The sequence below is a fragment of the Microbulbifer agarilyticus S89 genome (assembly GCF_000220505.1).
In the GTDB taxonomy this organism is placed as follows: Bacteria; Pseudomonadota; Gammaproteobacteria; order Pseudomonadales; family Cellvibrionaceae; genus Microbulbifer; species Microbulbifer agarilyticus_B.
Genome location: NZ_AFPJ01000032.1, coordinates 37,745 through 56,551 on the forward strand (window position 1 = coordinate 37,745; position 18,807 = coordinate 56,551).

17 protein-coding genes are annotated in these 18,807 nt (G+C 55.2%); 6 read left to right on the plus strand and 11 right to left on the minus strand.

Annotation, left to right across the window (positions count from 1 at the left end; all coding sequences use genetic code 11):
* Nucleotides 1–27: 27 nt before the first annotated feature.
* The 3 genes from AS89_RS0109445 to AS89_RS0109455 form a co-directional block, all read right to left on the minus strand.
* The gene (locus tag AS89_RS0109445; protein WP_237709664.1) at nucleotides 28–1,023 is read right to left on the minus strand and encodes an alpha/beta hydrolase; all 996 of its coding nucleotides are present in this window, start codon (nucleotides 1,021–1,023) and stop codon (nucleotides 28–30) included.
* A 69-nt stretch (nucleotides 1,024–1,092) separates the two neighbouring features.
* Entirely contained in the window at nucleotides 1,093–2,157 is a 1,065-nt protein-coding gene (gene fba, locus AS89_RS0109450) for a class II fructose-bisphosphate aldolase (RefSeq protein ID WP_010132315.1), read from the minus strand.
* 208 nt (nucleotides 2,158–2,365) lie between these two features.
* Nucleotides 2,366–3,529 (minus strand): phosphoglycerate kinase, encoded by a 1,164-nt coding sequence (locus AS89_RS0109455; protein ID WP_010132316.1) that lies wholly within the window; start codon nucleotides 3,527–3,529, stop codon nucleotides 2,366–2,368.
* 365 nt (nucleotides 3,530–3,894) lie between these two features.
* On the opposite strand from AS89_RS0109455, the gene AS89_RS0109460 reads away from it, so the two are divergent.
* Both AS89_RS0109460 and AS89_RS0109465 read left to right on the plus strand, forming a co-directional pair.
* Entirely contained in the window at nucleotides 3,895–4,674 is a 780-nt protein-coding gene (locus tag AS89_RS0109460) for an alpha/beta hydrolase family protein (protein WP_010132317.1), read from the plus strand.
* 18 nt (nucleotides 4,675–4,692) lie between these two features.
* Nucleotides 4,693–4,878, plus strand: coding sequence for a CPXCG motif-containing cysteine-rich protein (locus tag AS89_RS0109465; protein ID WP_010132318.1), 186 nt, complete (start codon nucleotides 4,693–4,695; stop codon nucleotides 4,876–4,878).
* Between the two features lie 89 nt (nucleotides 4,879–4,967).
* On the opposite strand, the gene AS89_RS0109470 is transcribed toward AS89_RS0109465, so the two are convergent.
* The 4 genes from AS89_RS0109470 to AS89_RS17275 all read right to left on the minus strand — a co-directional run bounded on the left by AS89_RS0109470 (nucleotide 4,968) and on the right by AS89_RS17275 (nucleotide 8,846).
* Nucleotides 4,968–6,614 (minus strand): flavin monoamine oxidase family protein, encoded by a 1,647-nt coding sequence (locus AS89_RS0109470; protein ID WP_010132319.1) that lies wholly within the window; start codon nucleotides 6,612–6,614, stop codon nucleotides 4,968–4,970.
* 412 nt (nucleotides 6,615–7,026) lie between these two features.
* Nucleotides 7,027–7,404, minus strand: a complete 378-nt coding sequence (locus AS89_RS0109475) for a hypothetical protein (protein WP_010132321.1) — start codon at nucleotides 7,402–7,404, stop codon at nucleotides 7,027–7,029.
* Nucleotides 7,405–7,521: 117 nt separating this feature from the next.
* Complete coding sequence (locus tag AS89_RS0109480) at nucleotides 7,522–7,932, minus strand: hypothetical protein (RefSeq protein ID WP_010132323.1); 411 nt, start codon at nucleotides 7,930–7,932, stop codon at nucleotides 7,522–7,524.
* Between the two features lie 14 nt (nucleotides 7,933–7,946).
* Complete coding sequence (locus AS89_RS17275) at nucleotides 7,947–8,846, minus strand: SPFH domain-containing protein (RefSeq protein WP_100169331.1); 900 nt, start codon at nucleotides 8,844–8,846, stop codon at nucleotides 7,947–7,949.
* A 167-nt stretch (nucleotides 8,847–9,013) separates the two neighbouring features.
* Here AS89_RS17275 and AS89_RS0109490 point away from each other — a divergent pair, with 167 nt between their 5' ends.
* Complete coding sequence (locus AS89_RS0109490) at nucleotides 9,014–9,244, plus strand: DUF350 domain-containing protein (protein WP_010132325.1); 231 nt, start codon at nucleotides 9,014–9,016, stop codon at nucleotides 9,242–9,244.
* A 9-nt stretch (nucleotides 9,245–9,253) separates the two neighbouring features.
* Entirely contained in the window at nucleotides 9,254–10,069 is an 816-nt protein-coding gene (locus AS89_RS0109495) for a transglutaminase domain-containing protein (protein ID WP_010132326.1), read from the plus strand.
* A 73-nt stretch (nucleotides 10,070–10,142) separates the two neighbouring features.
* Here AS89_RS0109495 and AS89_RS0109500 read toward each other — a convergent pair whose 3' ends face one another.
* Complete coding sequence (locus AS89_RS0109500; RefSeq protein WP_010132327.1) at nucleotides 10,143–12,548, minus strand: zinc-dependent metalloprotease; 2,406 nt, start codon at nucleotides 12,546–12,548, stop codon at nucleotides 10,143–10,145.
* A gap of 230 nt (nucleotides 12,549–12,778) precedes the next feature.
* On the opposite strand from AS89_RS0109500, the gene AS89_RS0109505 reads away from it, so the two are divergent.
* A complete protein-coding gene (locus AS89_RS0109505) occupies nucleotides 12,779–13,579 on the plus strand; it encodes a DUF2884 family protein (RefSeq protein ID WP_158217353.1) in 801 nt (266 codons plus the stop codon).
* 90 nt (nucleotides 13,580–13,669) lie between these two features.
* Here AS89_RS0109505 and AS89_RS0109510 read toward each other — a convergent pair whose 3' ends face one another.
* On the minus strand, nucleotides 13,670–14,188 hold the full coding sequence (locus AS89_RS0109510; protein WP_029249915.1) for a peroxiredoxin: 519 nt from the start codon (nucleotides 14,186–14,188) through the stop codon (nucleotides 13,670–13,672).
* Between the two features lie 218 nt (nucleotides 14,189–14,406).
* Between AS89_RS0109510 and AS89_RS0109515 the strand changes: the two genes are divergently transcribed.
* On the plus strand, nucleotides 14,407–15,705 hold the full coding sequence (locus AS89_RS0109515) for a hypothetical protein (RefSeq protein WP_010132330.1): 1,299 nt from the start codon (nucleotides 14,407–14,409) through the stop codon (nucleotides 15,703–15,705).
* Nucleotides 15,706–15,707: 2 nt separating this feature from the next.
* Here AS89_RS0109515 and AS89_RS0109520 read toward each other — a convergent pair whose 3' ends face one another.
* The gene (locus AS89_RS0109520) at nucleotides 15,708–16,196 is read right to left on the minus strand and encodes a DTW domain-containing protein (protein ID WP_010132331.1); all 489 of its coding nucleotides are present in this window, start codon (nucleotides 16,194–16,196) and stop codon (nucleotides 15,708–15,710) included.
* A 109-nt stretch (nucleotides 16,197–16,305) separates the two neighbouring features.
* On the minus strand, nucleotides 16,306–18,756 hold the full coding sequence (locus AS89_RS0109525; protein WP_010132332.1) for a PQQ-binding-like beta-propeller repeat protein: 2,451 nt from the start codon (nucleotides 18,754–18,756) through the stop codon (nucleotides 16,306–16,308).
* Between the last annotated feature and the right edge of the window lie 51 nt (nucleotides 18,757–18,807).

An 18,807-nucleotide genomic window follows, 5' to 3' on the forward strand; every position in this document is an offset into this window, starting at 1 on the left:
CGAGAGGGAGAGGTGGCGTGGCTGCGACTAGTCCGCCAGCCACTGGTCCAGTGCGTCGATAATCTGCTGCCGGTATGGCTGGGTTTCGTTGATCATCTGGTGGCGTGCGCCGCGCACAATAACCCGCTTGCTGTTGGGGAAGCGGTCCGCGATCGCGCTCATGTTGTAGCGCCAATCTACGGTTTTATCATCGGTGCCCTGCACCACCAGAATGGGCTTGGGGTTGCGATTGGTTTTTGGGAAGACCTTCAACCAATCCACCATGGCACCTAGCCAGCGAATCGACATGACGGGTGACTGCAACGGGTCGCGCAATGCCTGACGACGGGCAAACTCGGCATCGTGGGTATTGATGTTAAATCCGCGACTGGGGTGCGGCATCAGAAAACGCCCTAGGTAATACATCCATTTGCGCAGGTGCCAGTTGGCCGGGCGCACCAGCGGTGCCAGCAACATGATCTTGTCGAACGGTTGCCACAAACTGAATTGCAGATAACTCAGCAGGGTCGCGCCGCCGGTGCTCTGCCCCATGCCGTGCCAGGGTTGCGGCATTTTATTTCTGGCCTTGCTCAATAAGGCCTCCAGCACTTCACGGTACTGCAGAAAGGTATCGATGGCCACGGGTTCGCCACTGGAAAGCCCATGCCCGGGAAAGTCCACGATCACCACGTTATAGCCACGCTCCAGGCCAAAGCGTATGGCCGAACCGTAAATACCGGTGTGGTCAAAGTAACCGTGACAGATAAATAAAGTGCCCTTGGGGTTATCGACAAACCAGTACTGGGTTACCAGCTCAAACCCGGCGGACTTGAAGGTGCCGATACCGGTGGCACAGGCCTCGGAGAATTGAAGTCGATAAAAATTGCGGTAGGAAATCACCGCTTCCGGCAGGGGTTGGCTACAGGAAAAATCCAGCTGCGGCAGTTGGCTGCGCAACGCAGAGTAGTCCGGACGGCGAATCACCGGACTGGTATCAACGGCATTGAGATCTTTCAGCAGTTCCATGACCTCATGGTACTGCATTTTTCAACAAAAAAGGGCGACCCCGATTCCATAAAATCTGGGGTCGCCCTCTTAACTAACCGCTTTCGATCAATTGATCTTGGGTACCAGCTCACCGTTTTCGTAACGCTGGGACATGACATCCAGGCTAACCGGCTTGATCTTGCTGGCGTTACCGGCGGTGTTAAACGCTTCGTAACGGGCAACACAGATATCTTTCATGGCCTGGGTAGTGGCCTTCAGGAATTTGCGCGGATCGAACTCGGATGGATTCTGAGCGAGGAAACGGCGCACCGCACCGGTGCTGGCGAGACGCAAATCGGTATCGATATTGACCTTGCGCACACCATACTTGATGCCTTCACAAATTTGCTCAACCGGAACACCGTAGGTTTCCGGAATCTCGCCACCAAACTCGTTGATGACCGCCAGCCATTCCTGCGGCACAGAGGACGAGCCGTGCATCACCAGGTGGGTATCCGGGATACGCGCGTGAATTTCCTTGATGCGATCAATCGCGAGAATGTCACCAGTAGGCGGGCGGGTAAACTTGTACGCACCGTGGCTGGTACCACAGGCAATTGCCAGCGCATCTACCTGCGTCTTTTTCACGAAATCCGCGGCTTCTTCCGGGTCGGTCAGCAGCTGGTCGTGGGACAGCTTGCCTTCGGCACCTACACCATCCTCCTCACCGGCCATACCCGTTTCCAGGGAACCCAGGCAGCCGAGTTCGCCTTCCACAGACACACCACAGGCATGCGCCATTTCTACCGCGCGCTGGGTGACATCCACGTTGTACTCGTAGGACGCCGGCGTCTTGCCATCATCCATCAGCGAGCCGTCCATCATCACCGAGCTGAAGCCGAGCTGGATGGAGCGCTGGCAGACCGCGGGGCTGGTGCCGTGGTCCTGGTGCATCACCACCGGGATATGCGGAAATTCTTCCACCGCCGCCAGGATCAGGTGGCGCAGGAATGGCGCACCGGCATATTTACGCGCGCCGGCGGAAGCCTGCACGATCACCGGGGAGTCGGTCTGTTCGGCCGCCTCCATAATGGCACGCATCTGCTCCAGATTATTGACGTTGAACGCAGGCACGCCGTAGCCGAACTCGGCAGCGTGGTCCAACAATTGACGCAAGCTGATTAAAGCCATGAAAAAACCCTTTCTCGTCGATATTTAGCAGTTTTGGGTTAGCGGGCCATTTGCGACCCACTGGGGCGTGCGATTCCTGAAGCAAGCTCCGGTCGCATCTGTTTTTAATTTGGTGTCTGCCCCGGCATCCGCCGGGGGCTTTAAATCTGTATCGCGGCTTTGTTCAGCCGCCCGCTTCAGCTGCGCGCATTTACTCAGCTGCGCGGCCTTATTCAGCTGCGCGGCTCTCCAACATCGCCACTGCTGGCAGCACTTTGCCTTCCACGTACTCCAGGAAAGCGCCACCCCCAGTAGAAATATAGGAGACCTGCTCGGCGATGCCGTACTTGTCGACCGCCGCCAGGGTGTCGCCACCGCCAGCAATGGAGAAGGCGTCGCTGTCGGCAATCGCCTTGGACAAACGCTCGGTACCACCGCCAAACTGGTCAAACTCAAACACGCCCACCGGGCCGTTCCAGATAATGGTTTTGGCGTTTTTCAGGATGTCAGCCAGTGCCGCAGAAGAGTCCGGGCCGATATCGAAAATCATATCGTCTTCGGTCACCGCGTCGGCAGACTTGGTTTCGGCGGCCGCAGATTCGCTGAATTCCTTGCCGGTAACTACATCGGTGGGCACAGGAATATCGCACTTCTGCATCAGGCCCTTGGCGGTATCGAGCAGATCGTGCTCGCACAGGGATTTGCCTACCGGCTTGCCACTCGCGGCGAGGAAAGTGTTGGCAATGCCGCCGCCGACAATCAACTGATCAACCTTGTCGGACAGGCTCTCCAGCACGGTCAGCTTGGTGGAAACTTTGGAGCCACCAACGATCGCCACCATGGGACGCGCCGGGTTGGCCAGTGCCTGCTCCAGGGCATCCAGTTCGGCGGCCAGCAACGGACCCGCACAGGCGACCGGGGCAAACTTGGCCACCCCGTGGGTCGAGGCCTGGGCGCGGTGCGCGGTGCCAAAAGCGTCCATCACAAAAATGTCGCACAGGGACGCATACTGCTTGGCCAGCGCCTCGTCGTCTTTCTTCTCGCCCTTGTTAAAGCGCACGTTTTCCAGCAGCACTACTTCGCCGTCCGCGAGTTCCACGCCACCCTGCCAGTCTTTGATTACCGGCACGTCTTTACCCAGCAGCTTGCCCAGGTGTTGCGCCACCGGTGCCAGGGAAAACTCTTCCGCGAACTCACCCTCCGTGGGGCGCCCCAGGTGCGACATCAGCAGAACCTTGGCGCCAGCGTCTACAGCAGCTTTGATGGTGGGCAGTGCCGCGCGAATACGCGCGTCCGAGGTGACGACCCCGTCTTTTACCGGCACATTCAGGTCTTCGCGAATCAATACGCGCTTGCCTGCCAGATCCAGGTCCTTCATCAATTTAACCGCCATAGCCAATCCTCTTTTGCTGGTTGCTGAATACTTACTCACGCTACCTGCCCCGGCGGGACGGGAAAGCGGGCGCGGATTATACGCTGTTGCGCCACCGGCGGTCACCGTACGGCAAAGTCTGCGCGACGGGGGCTTGGGCAGGCGCGAGTATATCAACCCGTTTTGTAACTGGATTACGGCACACCGCGGATAAGTCATTGACACCGTTGTCATTTTTACAAGAATGCAAAAAAAATCGCTCACGCCGTCGCGGCACCGTTTGCCGGTAATTGCCAAGCCCCGTAGCATTGCCGGCAAACTCGTGCTTTGCTTGAAATTCCTGTGCCCGCTATTCCCAATTTTCTACCGGTTCAACGGACTCCGTCATGTCACGCAGTAAACGTCGTCACAAGGTGCGCTTTCCCAATCCCGACGGGTTGCCTCTCGCGGGTATTCTGGAGACGCCACAGGGCACCACCCGCGGCTTCGCGCTGTATGCGCCCTGCTTCACCTGTGGCAAAGACGTACTGGCCGCTTCGCGCATCTGCCGCCGCCTCGCCGAGCATGGTGTCGCGACCCTGCGCCTGGATTTCACCGGTCTCGGCGACAGTGCCGGCGACTTTAGTGAAACCAACTTCTCCAGCAACGTGGCGGACCTGACAAGCGCGGCATCTTTTCTACGCGATGAGTACCAGCCTGCGGACCTGCTCATCGGACACAGCTTCGGCGGCGCCGCCGTGCTTGCCGCGGCCGACTCGATTCCGGAAGCGAAGGCCGTGGTTACCATCGCCTCCCCCGCTGCACCACAGCATGTGCTGAAGCAGTTTGGTAGCGCCCTGGAAACGATTCAGCAGGAGGGCCAGGCCGAGGTGCAGCTTTCCGCGCGCCCATTTGTGATTCGAAAACAGTTTGTGGACGATGTGTTGGGTATACCGGAAGGGCATATCCACACGTTGGGGCGCCCGCTGCTGATCTACCACTCGCCGATTGATCAGGTGGTATCCATTGACGAGGCCGCAGAGATTTACAATCGCGCGCTGCACCCCAAAAGCTTTATCAGCCTGGACGATGCGGACCACCTGCTGAGTGAGCGGGCCGATGCCCTCTATGTGGCCGATACGCTGGCGGCCTGGGCGCAGCCGCACCTGAAAGCGCACGCAGGCTAATAAGATAAGGTGACACAAATGGAAGAGTTCACGGATCAGTGCCCCTACTGTGGGGAAATGATTTCTATGCTGATCGATACCAGTGCCGGCGACCAGCACTACATTGAAGATTGTGCGGTTTGCTGTCGCCCGATTCAGGTGCGGGTAACGGTAGAGATAGATGGTAGCTGGCAGGTGCAGCTAAGCCATGAAAACGAGGTGTAAGTCATCCGCGCTCTCAAGTAGCGCCCACAACAAAAAAGGCCGCGAACTTCCGTTCGCGGCCTTTTTTGCATCCTGTGAGATGGAAATGCTTACGCCTGGTGAATTTCTTTCGCCACGCGCTCGGCACTGGTAACCGCACCGTCAATATAACCGAAGGTCTCGATCTCAGTGTGCTCACCACAGAAGTGGATATTCCCCTCCTGCAATGGAGGTGCCCCCCACCATGTGGTGTGGCTACCAAAGGTCGGAGTGGAGTAAGAGCCTTTCGACCATGGGTTGGCAGACCACTTGGACTGCATCGCAGTACCGGAGAAGGTTGCAGAAGTGCCGGGGAAGACGTTATCCACAATGCCGTAGAAGTGATTAATATCACTTTGCAGCGGCGCCGCAAATGGCTGGTCGGTGCCGATATTTTTACCGTAATCACCACCAAAGAAGTTCACCAGAATACCATCGCTGCTACCAGTGACTGAGGTGGAATCCCAGGTATCAAACAGTTCCGGGCGGCCGACATAACAGACACCGTTGGCTGTTACTTCTTCACCATTCAGATACCGTGTCTGAGTCCAAGGACGGCTGTTGTGATGCAGCGCAATTTTACCATTTGCACCAAAGGCCATTTGCTCGATCGCCAGCCGCTTTTGCGGACGGAAGCTATTGTACAAAGCAGGAGCAATATCCACATCACGCAGCAGCGAGAACGGCAGCGCCAGCACCAGCTTGTCACAGTTGTGTACGTAGCCGTCTTCAAAGGTCAGGGTGTAAGGACCATTGATGTCGCCATCGATCGCCACCAGCTTACGGCCGGTCTCAATAGTGCCTGCCGGCAGCTCATCTACCATGCGTGTTACCAACTGATCGTTACCGCCTTCGATACGGAAACGCTCATCGGTGCCCGCCAGTGGTAGTGCGCTGTTAATCGGGTTCCATGCCAGCAGATAGATCAGGTTCAGCGCGGTCTGCTCTTCCGGCTGCAGGCCATACTCGGCAACCAGGTCAGCCTGGAAAACCTGCCCCATATTGGAGTTCGCACCGATACCTACCTGGTCCATCCAGGTATTGGAGTCGAGGTAATCCAGCGCCTTGTGCGCGTCGTTATGCGAATCGTAGGTTGGTACCCATGGTGCATCTTTTTGGGTATTTTTGAAGATTCTGTACACATCGCGCCACTCTTCATTGAGCTGGCTTTCGGTGTAGTGTTGCCCGTTTACGTAATAAATCTCGCTACCGCCGGGCACCGCATTGCCGTTCACATCTTCTACGTCCAGACCCAGCTGGTTCGCCAGGTTACGTACCGCAGTATGCTCGGTGGAAATTAGCTCACCGCCGCGCTCAACCGGGCGACCAAAAATAGAGCGGTTGGTGTTTACCCGGCCACCCAGACGGGTGTTGCCTTCGAATACACGGCTACTAATACCGTACTGCTGCAGACGATGCGCACAGCGGATACCGGCAATGCCGCCGCCGATGATAGCCACGCTACCGGTAGGCTTGCTCGCAGCTTGAGTCGGAGCGGATACGGTTCCTGCCGCAGCACCAACACCCACAGCAGCCGCGCCAAACCCGAGCTGCTTGAGGAAGCGACGACGCTCTTCATTCCCGGCCAGCTTTGCGCCTTGTGAAACGATGTCGAGACTTTCATCTGCAGAGATTCCGGTTTTATCGGACAGCGCCTGGGCAACACGCATGCGGCGCATCAACCCGGCGATGGGGGAGAGGGACTTGCGACTTCTCATGATTCTTCCTGTGAGTTTGGCGAAACTGGGACGTAGGTCCCAGAAGTTATTTTTTACGCCATTCTACAGAGGTGACAAAAAAATGGAATATTTATTCAGTTTTTAGGGAAAGTTAAGAACTAAGTACTCACAAGCTCGTAATTAATTGATTTACATACACTTTATCCCCCACTCGTTCAGCACATTGGTGAATTAACGTGCCAGCACCGGTGGATTTTCCATCAATAACAGCGAGATTTGTCACTCACAGCGTACCCAACTGGTCGGCGGGGCGGCGCCCTCCGCACCATGTACGACAGACCAGATACGCCACAAACGAAAAAGGCTTGCCGGGTTAGCGGCAAGCCTTTTCCTATTCGCCCTAATTAACAGGTATTAACTAGGTAGAATCACTGGTACATCGAGTGACGTCTTATTGACGCTGCAGATCGCTGATACAACGATTGTACTCATTGATATACACAGAACTGCCTCGGTTAGGTACTGCATTGGATTTGTCCGCAGCAGAGGTACGACAGCCCTCAATCTGGTCTGCAGTCAGGCCCACACCGGGGTTAGTCACTACAGACGCATTCGGCGTGGACTGATGATCCATCACACGAGGCGGGTTGGTTTCATAAAAGTAACCACCTTGCTCGTTAAAACGATAAAAGGTGTCACCGCTTTTAAAGTAGGTGTTACCCAGAATTTGCACTTCCTGAGCGCCTGACGGCAGTTGCGTCATGGTGCTTTGCGCATGGGCAAAACCCGCAATCGAACAAAACAGAACTACTGGTAACAGGTAACGCATGATGATCTCCTCATCTCCCAATGTGTTCGGAAGTCTATTCACGGTATCTGGGCATCCCAACAGAATTTCTAAAAATAAAACCGTTGAAATGACTTCAAAGCAGAGAGGAGTCGAAGATTAGTTTTCCTGATCACTCTCCTGTTTTTGCTGTTCGCGCAGCTCGCCCAAACGCTGGCTCGTTTGTTTCGCCGTTGGCTTTTCCGGGGCAAAATTTTCTACTTCGGTGCGCTCTTCGCGCAACGCGCGTTCGGTAGCCTGTCGCTCGTCACTATAGTCCGGTGCCAGCGCTAACTTGGGCCCATTGCTGTTAAAGCCCAGCAGCACCCAGATAAAAAACAGCAAGCTCAGCAATCGAATAACCAATGAGCGGTCCAACAACCAGTGCAGCCCTTCACCGCGGTGGCGCAGAAACTGAATCCGCAAAGTAATGTTGAGCACCAGTAAGGCACACGCCGCGATAACAATCCCGCTGGCCAGCCCGCCCAGTGCACCCGCCAGCCAGTTGGCCACCTGTGAGTTGAATTCCATTAGCCCGCCCTCACCTAGCGCTTGCGCGCGACTTGTTTCATCTGCTCGGAGAACACCGCCTGCTGCAGGCCGATAGTGCCCAACGCCTCCACCGGTACAAATACCTTGTTATTCGACTCGGCCATAGTCTCCAGCACTTCAAGCGTGCGATAAGAGAGATATTTGTCCGTCACTGACTTGGCAAGCAGGTCATTAACTTCTTTCTGCCCCATGGCCTTTTCACGAGCGATTGCCCGGTTCATTTTTTCCCGCTCCAGGTCCCGCTCCATCTGAATCTTCTGGATTTCAAACTGCGCCTTCTCCTGTTCGATCAACTCTCGACGCTCCGCCGCGCGCTCCTTGGCCTCAGTGATAACCTTCGGGAACTGAACATCGGCGATACCCAGGCGCTTGATCTTGATAGGAGTGCCATCGAGAGAAGTAGCCACCGCGGAAAACAGTTCCTGACTCAGCATTTCGCGACTGGAAGCAATTTCATTGATGGAGTATTTGGCAATCACCCGGCGTACCACATCGCGTATGACCGGCTGCGCATAGGTGTTGTACACCTGGCTCACAGAGATATTGCCATTCTGCGGCGGCATGCGATCAAAGATATTGTCGATATATTTTTCGTTTACCGCGCCGGTCATGCGGATATCAAAGCTCATATTGAGCTGGTCCTTGGGCATAAACAGCTTGAATTTTTCCAGGTGACCGAAGTCAGCAATCGCCAGTGTCACCAGCTTATCGCAGTAGAAGATGCACATGTCGAGACGGAATTTGGACGGCGGTACAGTACTCGGTTTGTAGCCGTTCTTGGTGAGGACCTTGCCTACATGTGCCGGTGGCACCTCCACCCGGTCGGCGCAGGCAGTCAGCCCCAGAAAAGGCAACAACAAAAGAAGAACAGGCAACTTCGACAGCTTTGGCATTTCCATATATCCCTAAATTCTTTATTCACTCGGGCGAGTACATTAAATAGGTATTCACGCAGGAGCAAGTTGATCAATCTGCGTACAGCTGGTGAAACTCCCACAAGAAAAACCCACTGGCCTGTGATCTAATTGCTGCTTTCTCGCCGCTTTCGGGATCCAAGAAGATGCAAACTGAATTTCTCACCGCGACCCTGTTTAACTTGGGTTTGAACCTGCTGTATACCATTCTCGCGCTGCTAATCGGCATGGTTGCGCTGCTGCTGATCGATAAAAAACTGCTCAAGCATGTGGATATCGAAGGCGAACTCAAAAATGGCAATGTGGCCGTGGCCATTTTTGCCTCAACCATCTTGATCTTCGTTGCCATGATCATTTCTTTCGGTCTCAAGGGCTAGGGTATCGCCGTGAGATCCCTGTTCTTCTATCTGGCCATGGGTTTGCTGATGATGCTGCCGGAACTGGTGCGGCACTGGCAGGCTCTGCCCGACGAGCAGGCCCTGCAGCAGCACCAGCTCGCGGTCATGCTGAGTGAAGAAGGTACGGCTGCGGTTAAAGATGACCAGAAAGGAATCGTAAAGATTGCCGGTAGCTACTCGCCACTCACCGAAACGATGGTGCAGCAGGCGGTAGCAAAACGCAGCGAGCAGCAGAGCAGCTATATCTCTATCTGGAATTGGCAGGGCATCGAGGCGGTGACCGCCTCCGCCCGCGGGCTCGACAGCCAGCACCACTTTGCCAACAGCTATCTGGTGGGTTTCCAGCCATTTGAGACCGAAGCCTTATGGGTGCCGCTGTACACCCTGGCAATGCGCAAGGAATACCAGTACGACCACCTGCAATACGCGGGTCTCGCCGATATCTGGCAGACGTCGCGCCAGGCGTATTACCAGAAACGCGGCGATTGTGAAGATCATGCGATCTTGCTGGCGGACTGGCTGATTAACCTGGGCGTGGATGCGCGGGTGGCTCGGGGCACCTACAAGGGTGAGGGCCACGCATGGGTCGTGGCCATTGTGGATAACACCGAATACTTGCTCGAGGCCACCAGCAAACGTCGCCAGGCCAGCTGGCAAGCCATGCCGCTTGCCGCGCTGAGCGAAGGATATGAAGTGGAATTCCAGTTCAACCGCGACTATTTCTGGGCCAAGACCACCTCAGCGCCAACACGTCGCTACCGCGGTGATCACTGGATTCGCAAATCGCAGTTTATTCGCGGATAAACTGCGCCGGTAATCCTCAGGGGCGAGTATTACCGGCGCCGCACATTTTCCTCAGTCCTAATCACTGGCCGACCTAGATCGGCGAGCCCGGCGGCATCGGCTTAAGATCTCCCTTCTCCACCTTCAATTCGCCATCCATGAAGGCAGCGATACGATTCGCCTCATAAAAGTAGTGGGCGTTGTAGCCGTGTGGATCCTCGCCAAACAACTTCATTGCGCCGATTGCGTGCTGGAATTTAGCCAACTCAAAATTCGCCCGTGCGCGGGCGGACTCGGGCGCCTGCTTGTTGTCTGCCAGTAACATCAGATGGTGGATATACGCGTGGTTAACCCGCTGGTGGATGGCCGCCTGCAGCCCGGTGTATTGCTCACCCACCAATGCCTGCTCGGTAAGCTGCGCCAACAGGGTATTGAAGCCGGGGCCATCGCCCCGTCGCGCCTGCTGTTCCTGCAGGCGTGCAGCACGCTGGGGGTCAAGCAATATGGAGAAGGTATGCCCCGCGGCAGCCTCCGCCATGGCAATCCCGTCAAATGCCACTCCGGTATACGCGGGGAAGCTTTCATTGCTGCGGCTGTACCCGAACGCTTTGGGAGGCAGGAGCTTCAGCACGCGCTCCGGCAGGGTTAGGAACTCCGGCCGCAGGGTTTGCGCCAGCGCATCAATCGCCTGCTGCTGTTGATTCGCAGGCACCATTCGATAGCTCTCTTCACTCGCGTCATTCGACAGGTAGTCGTAATCCAGCCCGCCGATCAGCTTGCCAACCGCCTCGGCTTGGTAGCGGTGGCCGTAGTACACCGGCACCAGGGTTTCTTCCAGCGACGAGCGTGCGGAGTCCACCTTGTTGGCCGCAGGACTATAGTTCTCCAGGGCGTGCTTGCGCAGCGCGGTCATGCGCTGGAATTCGTCCAGCGGCTCCCGCCCGTTATCCCACAGGTGGGAATAGGCATGGACATTATTGATACTGCGGGAGTCCCGATCAGTGATAAACCGTAGCTTCTGTTGTTGCGCCTCCTCGAGCACACCACTGAGATATTCCGCTTCATCGCCGTCGGCCACGCCGTAGCCATAGCGAATCGCCAGCTTGTCCCTGGCGCCAATACCCGACGCGTAGGCATTCTCTGCATCGAACTTGCTGCCGACCAAACTTACCAGAGGCGCGGGATAGTCCATTACCGACGCGCGATCTTCTGCACTGGAAATAAAATTATGCGCCAGGCCGATGGTGTGCCCAACCTCGTGGGCAGAAAGCTGGCGAATACGCGCAAGCGCCATCGCCTTCAGCTGTTCCGTATCCGCATCCTTGTTGCCATAGGGCTGCAGCAGGCCCTGGGCGATCAGGAAATCCTGGCGTACCCGTAGGGACCCGAGGGTGACATTCCCCTTCAGAATTTCACCGGTTCGCGGATCATAAATCGAATATCCATACGACCAACCGCGAGTGGAGCGGTGCACCCAGTTGATCACGTTGTAGCGTACATCCAGTGGATCCGCGCCTTCCGGCAACAGCTTCACTTGAAAGGCATTTTCAAAACCGGCGGCCTCGAACGCTTCATTCCACCAGCTTGCGCCATCAATCAGGGCACTGCGCACCGGCTCCGGCACACCCGGGTCAATGTAATACACAATCGGCTCAACGGGTTCGTTGCTGCCCGGGCGCTTCTCCAGTCGATGCCGGAAGATCAGTCGCTGATCCATGGGCTGGTCGATGGCGGTGGCGTAGTCGCGAAAAATCAGCGGGAAATAGCCGGAGTTACTGTGAAAGCGTCGCGGCTTGTAGCCGTCGTCTGGCAGGGCCACCAGAGAAATATGCTGGCGCAGGGTCGCAAGCTGCGGGGTAGGCACCACTTCCTGCATGTATTTGCCCGGGTCGCTGCCGGCGAAGGTTAGCTGCGCTTCAAATTCGCTATTTTGTGGGAAGCTTTTGGTCCGCGGCAGGTAGATCGCAGAGCGGTCCTTGTCCAGGCTGTAGCTACCCTGCCCGGCTTGCTTGAGCCGCGCAGCAATACCGTGCTGGTCGCTCAGGACAAACGGAGTGAAGTCCACCAGTACCGCGCCCGCTTCTTCACCCAGCACCTTAAAGCCCCAAATCACCGAGGACGCAAAAGCTTCGGATACGGCGCGGCGCTCGGCCGGGTTGTCCGACAGCGCCCGGTATTTCAGATTTACCTGGTGCAGCAACACTTTGTTGCCGACGCGCTCAAATTTAACCACACGGCTTTCTCCGACCTGGTTGCGATCCAGGCCAACCGGGTTGGAACCCAGGCCCTGCGCGAGCCCGGTGAGCAACAGCAGCTCGCGGTCGAACGCATCTACCTGCAACAGCAGTCGCCCCTGCTGGGGGTCCCAGAAGTAATCAAATAACCCCTGCTGCCGCTCCATACCGGAGGTGATCGTGGCAATTGACTCCGCGCGTGAAAAGCCACTGAGCGACAGGACTCCCGTCAGCAGAACAACAGTTAAAATCAGCCGGTGTGACATGGCTCTCCCCAAAATCGGTTTTCAGTATTATTCACCTGTGAAGACTACCATTCGCACAGATTCAGTCCACCAGCCCTATGCCTGCGCCCCTCACTGTCACTGGGATGACGGCTCTGGGATGAAGGTTCGGGGAATCGAACAGTTCCACCCCTGCCAGATTTTTTTACTCGAGTGCATCCAAAAGGGCTTATCGATGAGTCATACCCAAAACACCTGTTATGGAATTCCTGATGAAGCCGATACTCCCGTTCACCTTCGCCGCCTTGGCCACCATGGCAACCGTCACTTTTGCGGCGGAAGACGTGTCCATTTCCCATGACGGAAATAGCTGCAATGTCTCCATGCATCACCAGGTCACCGTCGGGCCGGACTTTCTGGAAGTGCGCGATGAAAACGATCTGGCCCCACTGATTGCATTCAGCAACCCGGACCAGCTGGCTGTGGGTGACGACGGCCTGACGCTGTCGGCAGACCAGCAGAAGCTTATGAAGCAGTACCAGCAGCAACTGCACCAGACCGGCGAAGAGGTATCCCTGCTGGCCGTTGCTGCCGTCGACGTGGCTCTTGAGGGGCTGGGCATTGCTTTGACAGCCCTTGCCGGCCCAGATGACCCGGACACCGAATACTTCCTGCACGAGTCCAGCCTGATCCGCAGCGAGGTAACCGAGAAGCTGCAGCACCCCGGCGATGTATATTCCTTTGGCACCCCGTGGGTGGAAGGGGTCCTAGAGAGCACCCTCGAGGAAGAGCTGGAACCGCGTATCGCGGCATTGGCGACCCGCTCTGCCGGCAAGATTGCCTGGCATGCGATGAAGGCGGTGTTTACTGGTGGCGGCAGTGTAGAAGCGCGTGCCGAAGCGGCAGCAGAGGAAGCGGAAGCTCTGGTGGAAGCGAAAGCGGAAGCTCTGGAAGCGCGTGCAGACGCCTTGTGTGCGCAAATGGAGTCTCTCGATACCCTGGAGACCGAGCTGCACCGTGCCATTCCAGAGCTGAATGGACTCGACCTGATTAAATTCGATCGCCGAGGTTAACCACATACGACCTCGAACGCGAGACTCCTAACACTCCCCAAGTGTTTGGCCGCATCCCCCAGAGGGTATGCGGCCTTTTTTATTGGGCAATCAGGACTTTTTATCGACGCCCAGTTCACCCAGAGTCTGCGCCATGTCCTGAGCACTGGTGGCTGGCTGAATATCGCGGTCGATCTTCAAAATATTACCGTCTTTGCCAATGTAAAAGGTCACGCGCTTGGCCATGTTCAGTACTGGCATTTTCACGTCGTAGGCCTCGGCGACCTCACCGGTGGGATCGCTCAGCAGGGGAAAATCGGCCTTCATTTCCTCGGCGAACTTGGTGTTGTCGTCCAGGTCATCGGTACTGGCCATGAAATAGGTCACATCGTAGGCACGAATCAGATCGCCATTTTCAGCCAGCGACTTGCACTCGATGGTGCAGCCTTTGGTAAAGGCTTTGGGATACCAGGCAATAACGACCGCCTGCTTGCCCTTGAAATCGGACAGTGTGTAGGTTTTACCATCGGAAGCTTGCAAAGAAAATTCCGGCGCCGGGCTTCCCACCTCAAGCGCCATTGCTGGAACGCTGACTACCAGCATCGCCATCCAAAGAAACAATTTTCTCACTTTCCTCTCCTTTACCAGAGTTATGTTCAACAGGCAGAACGGCCTTAATTTTTGACCAAACATCCACCACAAGTTTCCAGCTTTTTACCGCTGGCTTCAATGTATATAGGCCCATAGAATGCAGTCTTTTGCGCAATTCGGTCAGGAGTCATAACACCGGGCAGTCACATACTGCTGCGCAGGGAACAACAGAATAACGCGATAAATAGAGCGCCTTTATGTTTTCCCCTGTTCAGAGCCTGCACCCCTGTCTACGGCTCCTAATAATCGTAGCCCTACTCCAGCTCGTTACCGCTTGTGGCGGCGGCAGTAGCGAAGAGGACGGCAGCGACCGCGAACTGACCCAGACGCCGCCACCTTCTTACGCCCCGGGGAACGGTTCGGATTCCTCCGGTTCGCCTCCCACTCCCGGCAGTAGTGGCGGCACCCAGGCGGTACCCCCCGGTGAATACGCCACGCTCGAACGTTGCACGCCGTTTTCCGGCAGTGCCGAAGCGCCGCTCAAAGTGATTTTTGCCAATCTGGATGCAGCACCATATTTTGACGAGATTGTGCAGGATTCACTGGAAAATCAATTTCGCTCACTTGCACCTTTTGCGGAATATCAGCACCAGTTCGGTTTTTACCGGGTGAACCTTGATGGTTTCTCTGCACAGGGGTGTAGCCGTATTGATAGCGGTGGCTTCACCTGTGATGAGGACAAGATTCATCAGTCGATTTATCAGCAATGTGGCGGCGACGATTTACACGGCGTGATCAAGATCGTCATCGCCGAGGCAGACTTTGGTGCGTCTGGGGGCGAAGTGATCTATGTCGCCAGCGACCGCGATTGGCAAGACAGCGCAACGGCACTGTACTACCTGCGCAACATTGTGATTCACGAAGTGGGGCACAATTTTGGACTCGCCGACCTGTATGACGGCGGCGTGAATCGCGATGGCTCTGCGGTCGAAGGCTGGCCCAGTGAGCTGTCCCGCGAGTGGGCCAACCTGGACGCCCCTGGCTGCAGCAAGTGGTGTAACAACTTCAAACCGGCGAGCGAGTACACTCAATCGGAAAGTGCGGTATGCCCCTCATTCACCGATCGGAGTAGCTGTGTCGCATACAACCGGTCGGAGGCGGGCGAGTGTGCGACCGATGAAGATGGCAACCCCACCTGCTGCGCCTGGTCGAGCAACAACGAGGACGACTATTTTGCCTCACAATGCACTCCTGCCTGGGGCACGGAAAATATCGGGCAGGATTGCCTGCAAGGTACCGGTTGCTTTTATGGCGGCGCCTACGGCAACAATTCCTGGCGCCCGGCCAAGACATGGGAAGACAGTATTATGTACGGTGCCGGGCAATCCACCGCGTTTGACGCGGCATCGGAGCGGGCGCTGGGCGAAGCCATGCGCTGTTGTGGCACCTCGGATGACAGTACCAAGTCCTGTGCGCTGTTTCGCGCGAACTTCACTACGTTTATGCAGGATTTCCAGCCGTATAAAACTCGACTCGGTTCCTGCGGCACACGGTAAGCCTAATTACTTGCCTGCAGAAATTCAGTGAAGCGCGTGTCCAGCTCTGCCGCTGCAGCGGTTCTGCCTTTTGCGCGTAAAATCTCAATCATACACTCGGCGGTACACAGGCCGCCGTCGCGCTGGTTGCGGCGTAAATTGAAACGTGAAGGGTGGTTGGGAAGCAATTCTACGCGTGGGACGGACTTCAGGTAGGCGCTGCGGTTAAACATTTTGCGCGCTTCCTGCCAGGTGGCATCCAGAAGAACAAATGTTTGGCACTCCTCCACGGAAAGAGATTCCGCGAAGGTATTCTCTTCGTGTACTTCGCTATTCGGATATACCAACCCGGTATCAGCCCGCTGTAAAAGCTGGAGTAATTGCACATCCGGTTCGGTGCGTTTCCAAATCACTCGACGCACTACTGCAGCCGCCTCACCCACTAGTGCCAACTTGCCGGTGTTTGTGGGCTTATCAAGCTCCCGCTGATGGGTTAGTAAAATAATCTCCATTGAGGAGCACCACCTCCCTCTTTGTAAACCCGTATTTCACTCCTAAAGAAAATGCACTAACAAAAAAGCACGGCATTACCGTGCTTTTTTAACATCAGTGCATCGAAGATCACTGGGAAAGGCGCAAGGCCTGGCGACTGTCAAAGTCAAAAATCAATACTTCCCCATCGTAGCCATTGAGATAGGTCCATCCAGTTGCCGCATCGACTGCGCCGCGAAATCCAGTATTCGCATTTCTGGCGTCGAAAAATTCACGATCCCCCGTTTCAAGATCAACGTAAATCATCGGCTGTACTCCAGTAACACTAAGGCTCTCCACCAAAAGCTTGTTCCTGTAGGCGTCTAGTCGGATCTGGGTTACCTCCCCTAAACCGGGACCTTCACCCACATCGTCACTGGAGAAAACTTCGCGCTGACCGGTGGCCAAGTCCACTTGGTAAATTGTTCCCGTGGATTGTTCGGAAACATATAGCAAGGTTTGTTCCGGGTTCAATGCCGTATAGGTAGGGAGCTGCCAATCTACGCCACCGCCGGCGCCGCCAGGCTGGCTAACGATTTGACGATTACCCGTCGATAGTTCGACCTGGAAAATAGCATCGACATCTCGATCCAGCACGTATGCAATACCAGTCTCTTCGACGATCTCAATAGCGGTAATTTGAGTAAATACCGGACCTAGGCCTCTGCCAGTGCCTGACACCAGCTTTCGATCACCAGTTTCAGCATCAACTTCTACCACCGTGTTTTTCTCGGAATAAGAAGCACTATCCCACCACGACTGCGCTAGGTAGATATCCCCATCGAGTGCGCTTACCGCAAAATCACGGAAACGTCCGATGTCGGCGCCAGAACCAATGACTTCACTGGTCACGATTTTCCGATCGCCTGAAATCGGGTCAACTGCCATGATTTCATAGGCATAACTTTGCGTAAGTTCATTAATCAGCAAAACCCGGTCATTGACAGAATCGTAGCGAGCAGACTGCCCTCTATTGATCGGAGCCCCCTGACCGCGCGCTCCTTGGGTGATCTGCCTGCGCTCTCCAGTATCAATATCTATTGCTATCAAATGGTTGGCTACGCAGCCGAGGTATATATCACCATTTACATCATCGACAGCCATATCGAAGTTTTGCTCGAAAACAAGATTGGTCGCAAGATAGTCGTATTTGCCGGAAATCAGGCGACGCTCTCCAGTATCCAAATTAACTTCCAGCAGCTCGTCGTAAAAGTCACCAACGTAGGCCTTGTCGCCACTAGAATTTACCGTGAAATTCATAGCCCACTGGAAATCGTAGCCGGTGCCAACTGAATTGCTACTTGCAACAACTCGATTACCCGTAGCCAGATCAATCTCGATTATTTGATCTTGATCACCCTGTCTTGCATGTGCGAACAATCTGCCATTGGCTGCGGCGATAGCACGAGAATTACCTATTGCTGCACCACTTCCGTAGCTTTCACTGGACACAAGGGCTCTTGCTCCAGATGCAAGATCAACGCTGTACAAAGCCCACTCCAGGCCATTGGAAGCGCTGTTAAACATATAGAGGATGTTGGCCGAACTATCGATCGTAGCGTTTTCAGGGCGGAAGCTCACTCCATCCGTGCCATCCCACGAAATCACACTGTCCGGTGTTGACGATAGACTCAGCTCAAACACACTTCCGTCTACATCGAATGCATACATCTTTCCAGTCGTAGTATTCAATGCAGAACCATAGTAATTCCCTGACACAGGGAAGTGTGTCATTTCACCACTGATAACATCAGTGGTCGTTACTACAGATGACAAGCTCACGATGTGATTACTCGTTGCATCAAAGTCTACTGAACGGCAAGCGGCAAAGCCCTCATCCCTTCGTAAAGCCACGGTTCTTGTCGCTGCCGCGTCATTAATATTGCCGTTGACGTCTTCAACTTCAATCACAATCGAATTTTCACCTGGTTCGGTGAGATAAATGTCCGCACTCCAGGTTTCGAAGACACCATCCTCGCCAGAGATCGCATCAACTCCGTTTACTGTAACTCGCTGTACTTCAACGTTATCTGCGGCGGTACCACGCACAGTGACCAATGCGGAACCTTCTTGAATCCGTGCGCCGACAACCAGCCCATCGATATGCGGGAATAGTATCGCTGCAGTTGGCTTTTCCCTCTCGGCACTAGTGGTCACTGAAAAGGTGGCGCTAACATTACTGATTGAAAGCGTCACGGCAGTTTCTGTTGCGAACTCTGGTGAGGTCATAACCCGGACAACAACCGAGTCCCCCACGTTCACGCTACCAGACTCTGAAGTAAACTCCCCTCCATTGACCGAGTATTCACCACCTTCTATTGAGATATCTACGGCTTCATTTATTCCTTGAACGGAAACAGCTTCGGACTCTACCCATACTTCCCAGTCCGCATTAACGATACTGGAAAACGTGAATTGATTTGGTGTCACATCCTGAATAGGAGCGTCTGAACCACCAGAAGATCCCCCACCCCCACAGGCAGACAAAACGAAGATTGATGCGAGCAGCACCAGACGAACCAGCGCAGTTACACCTGGCATGTTTCCCCCTAATTGTTATTAGATAATTAAAATTTGGGGGCAAATATACAG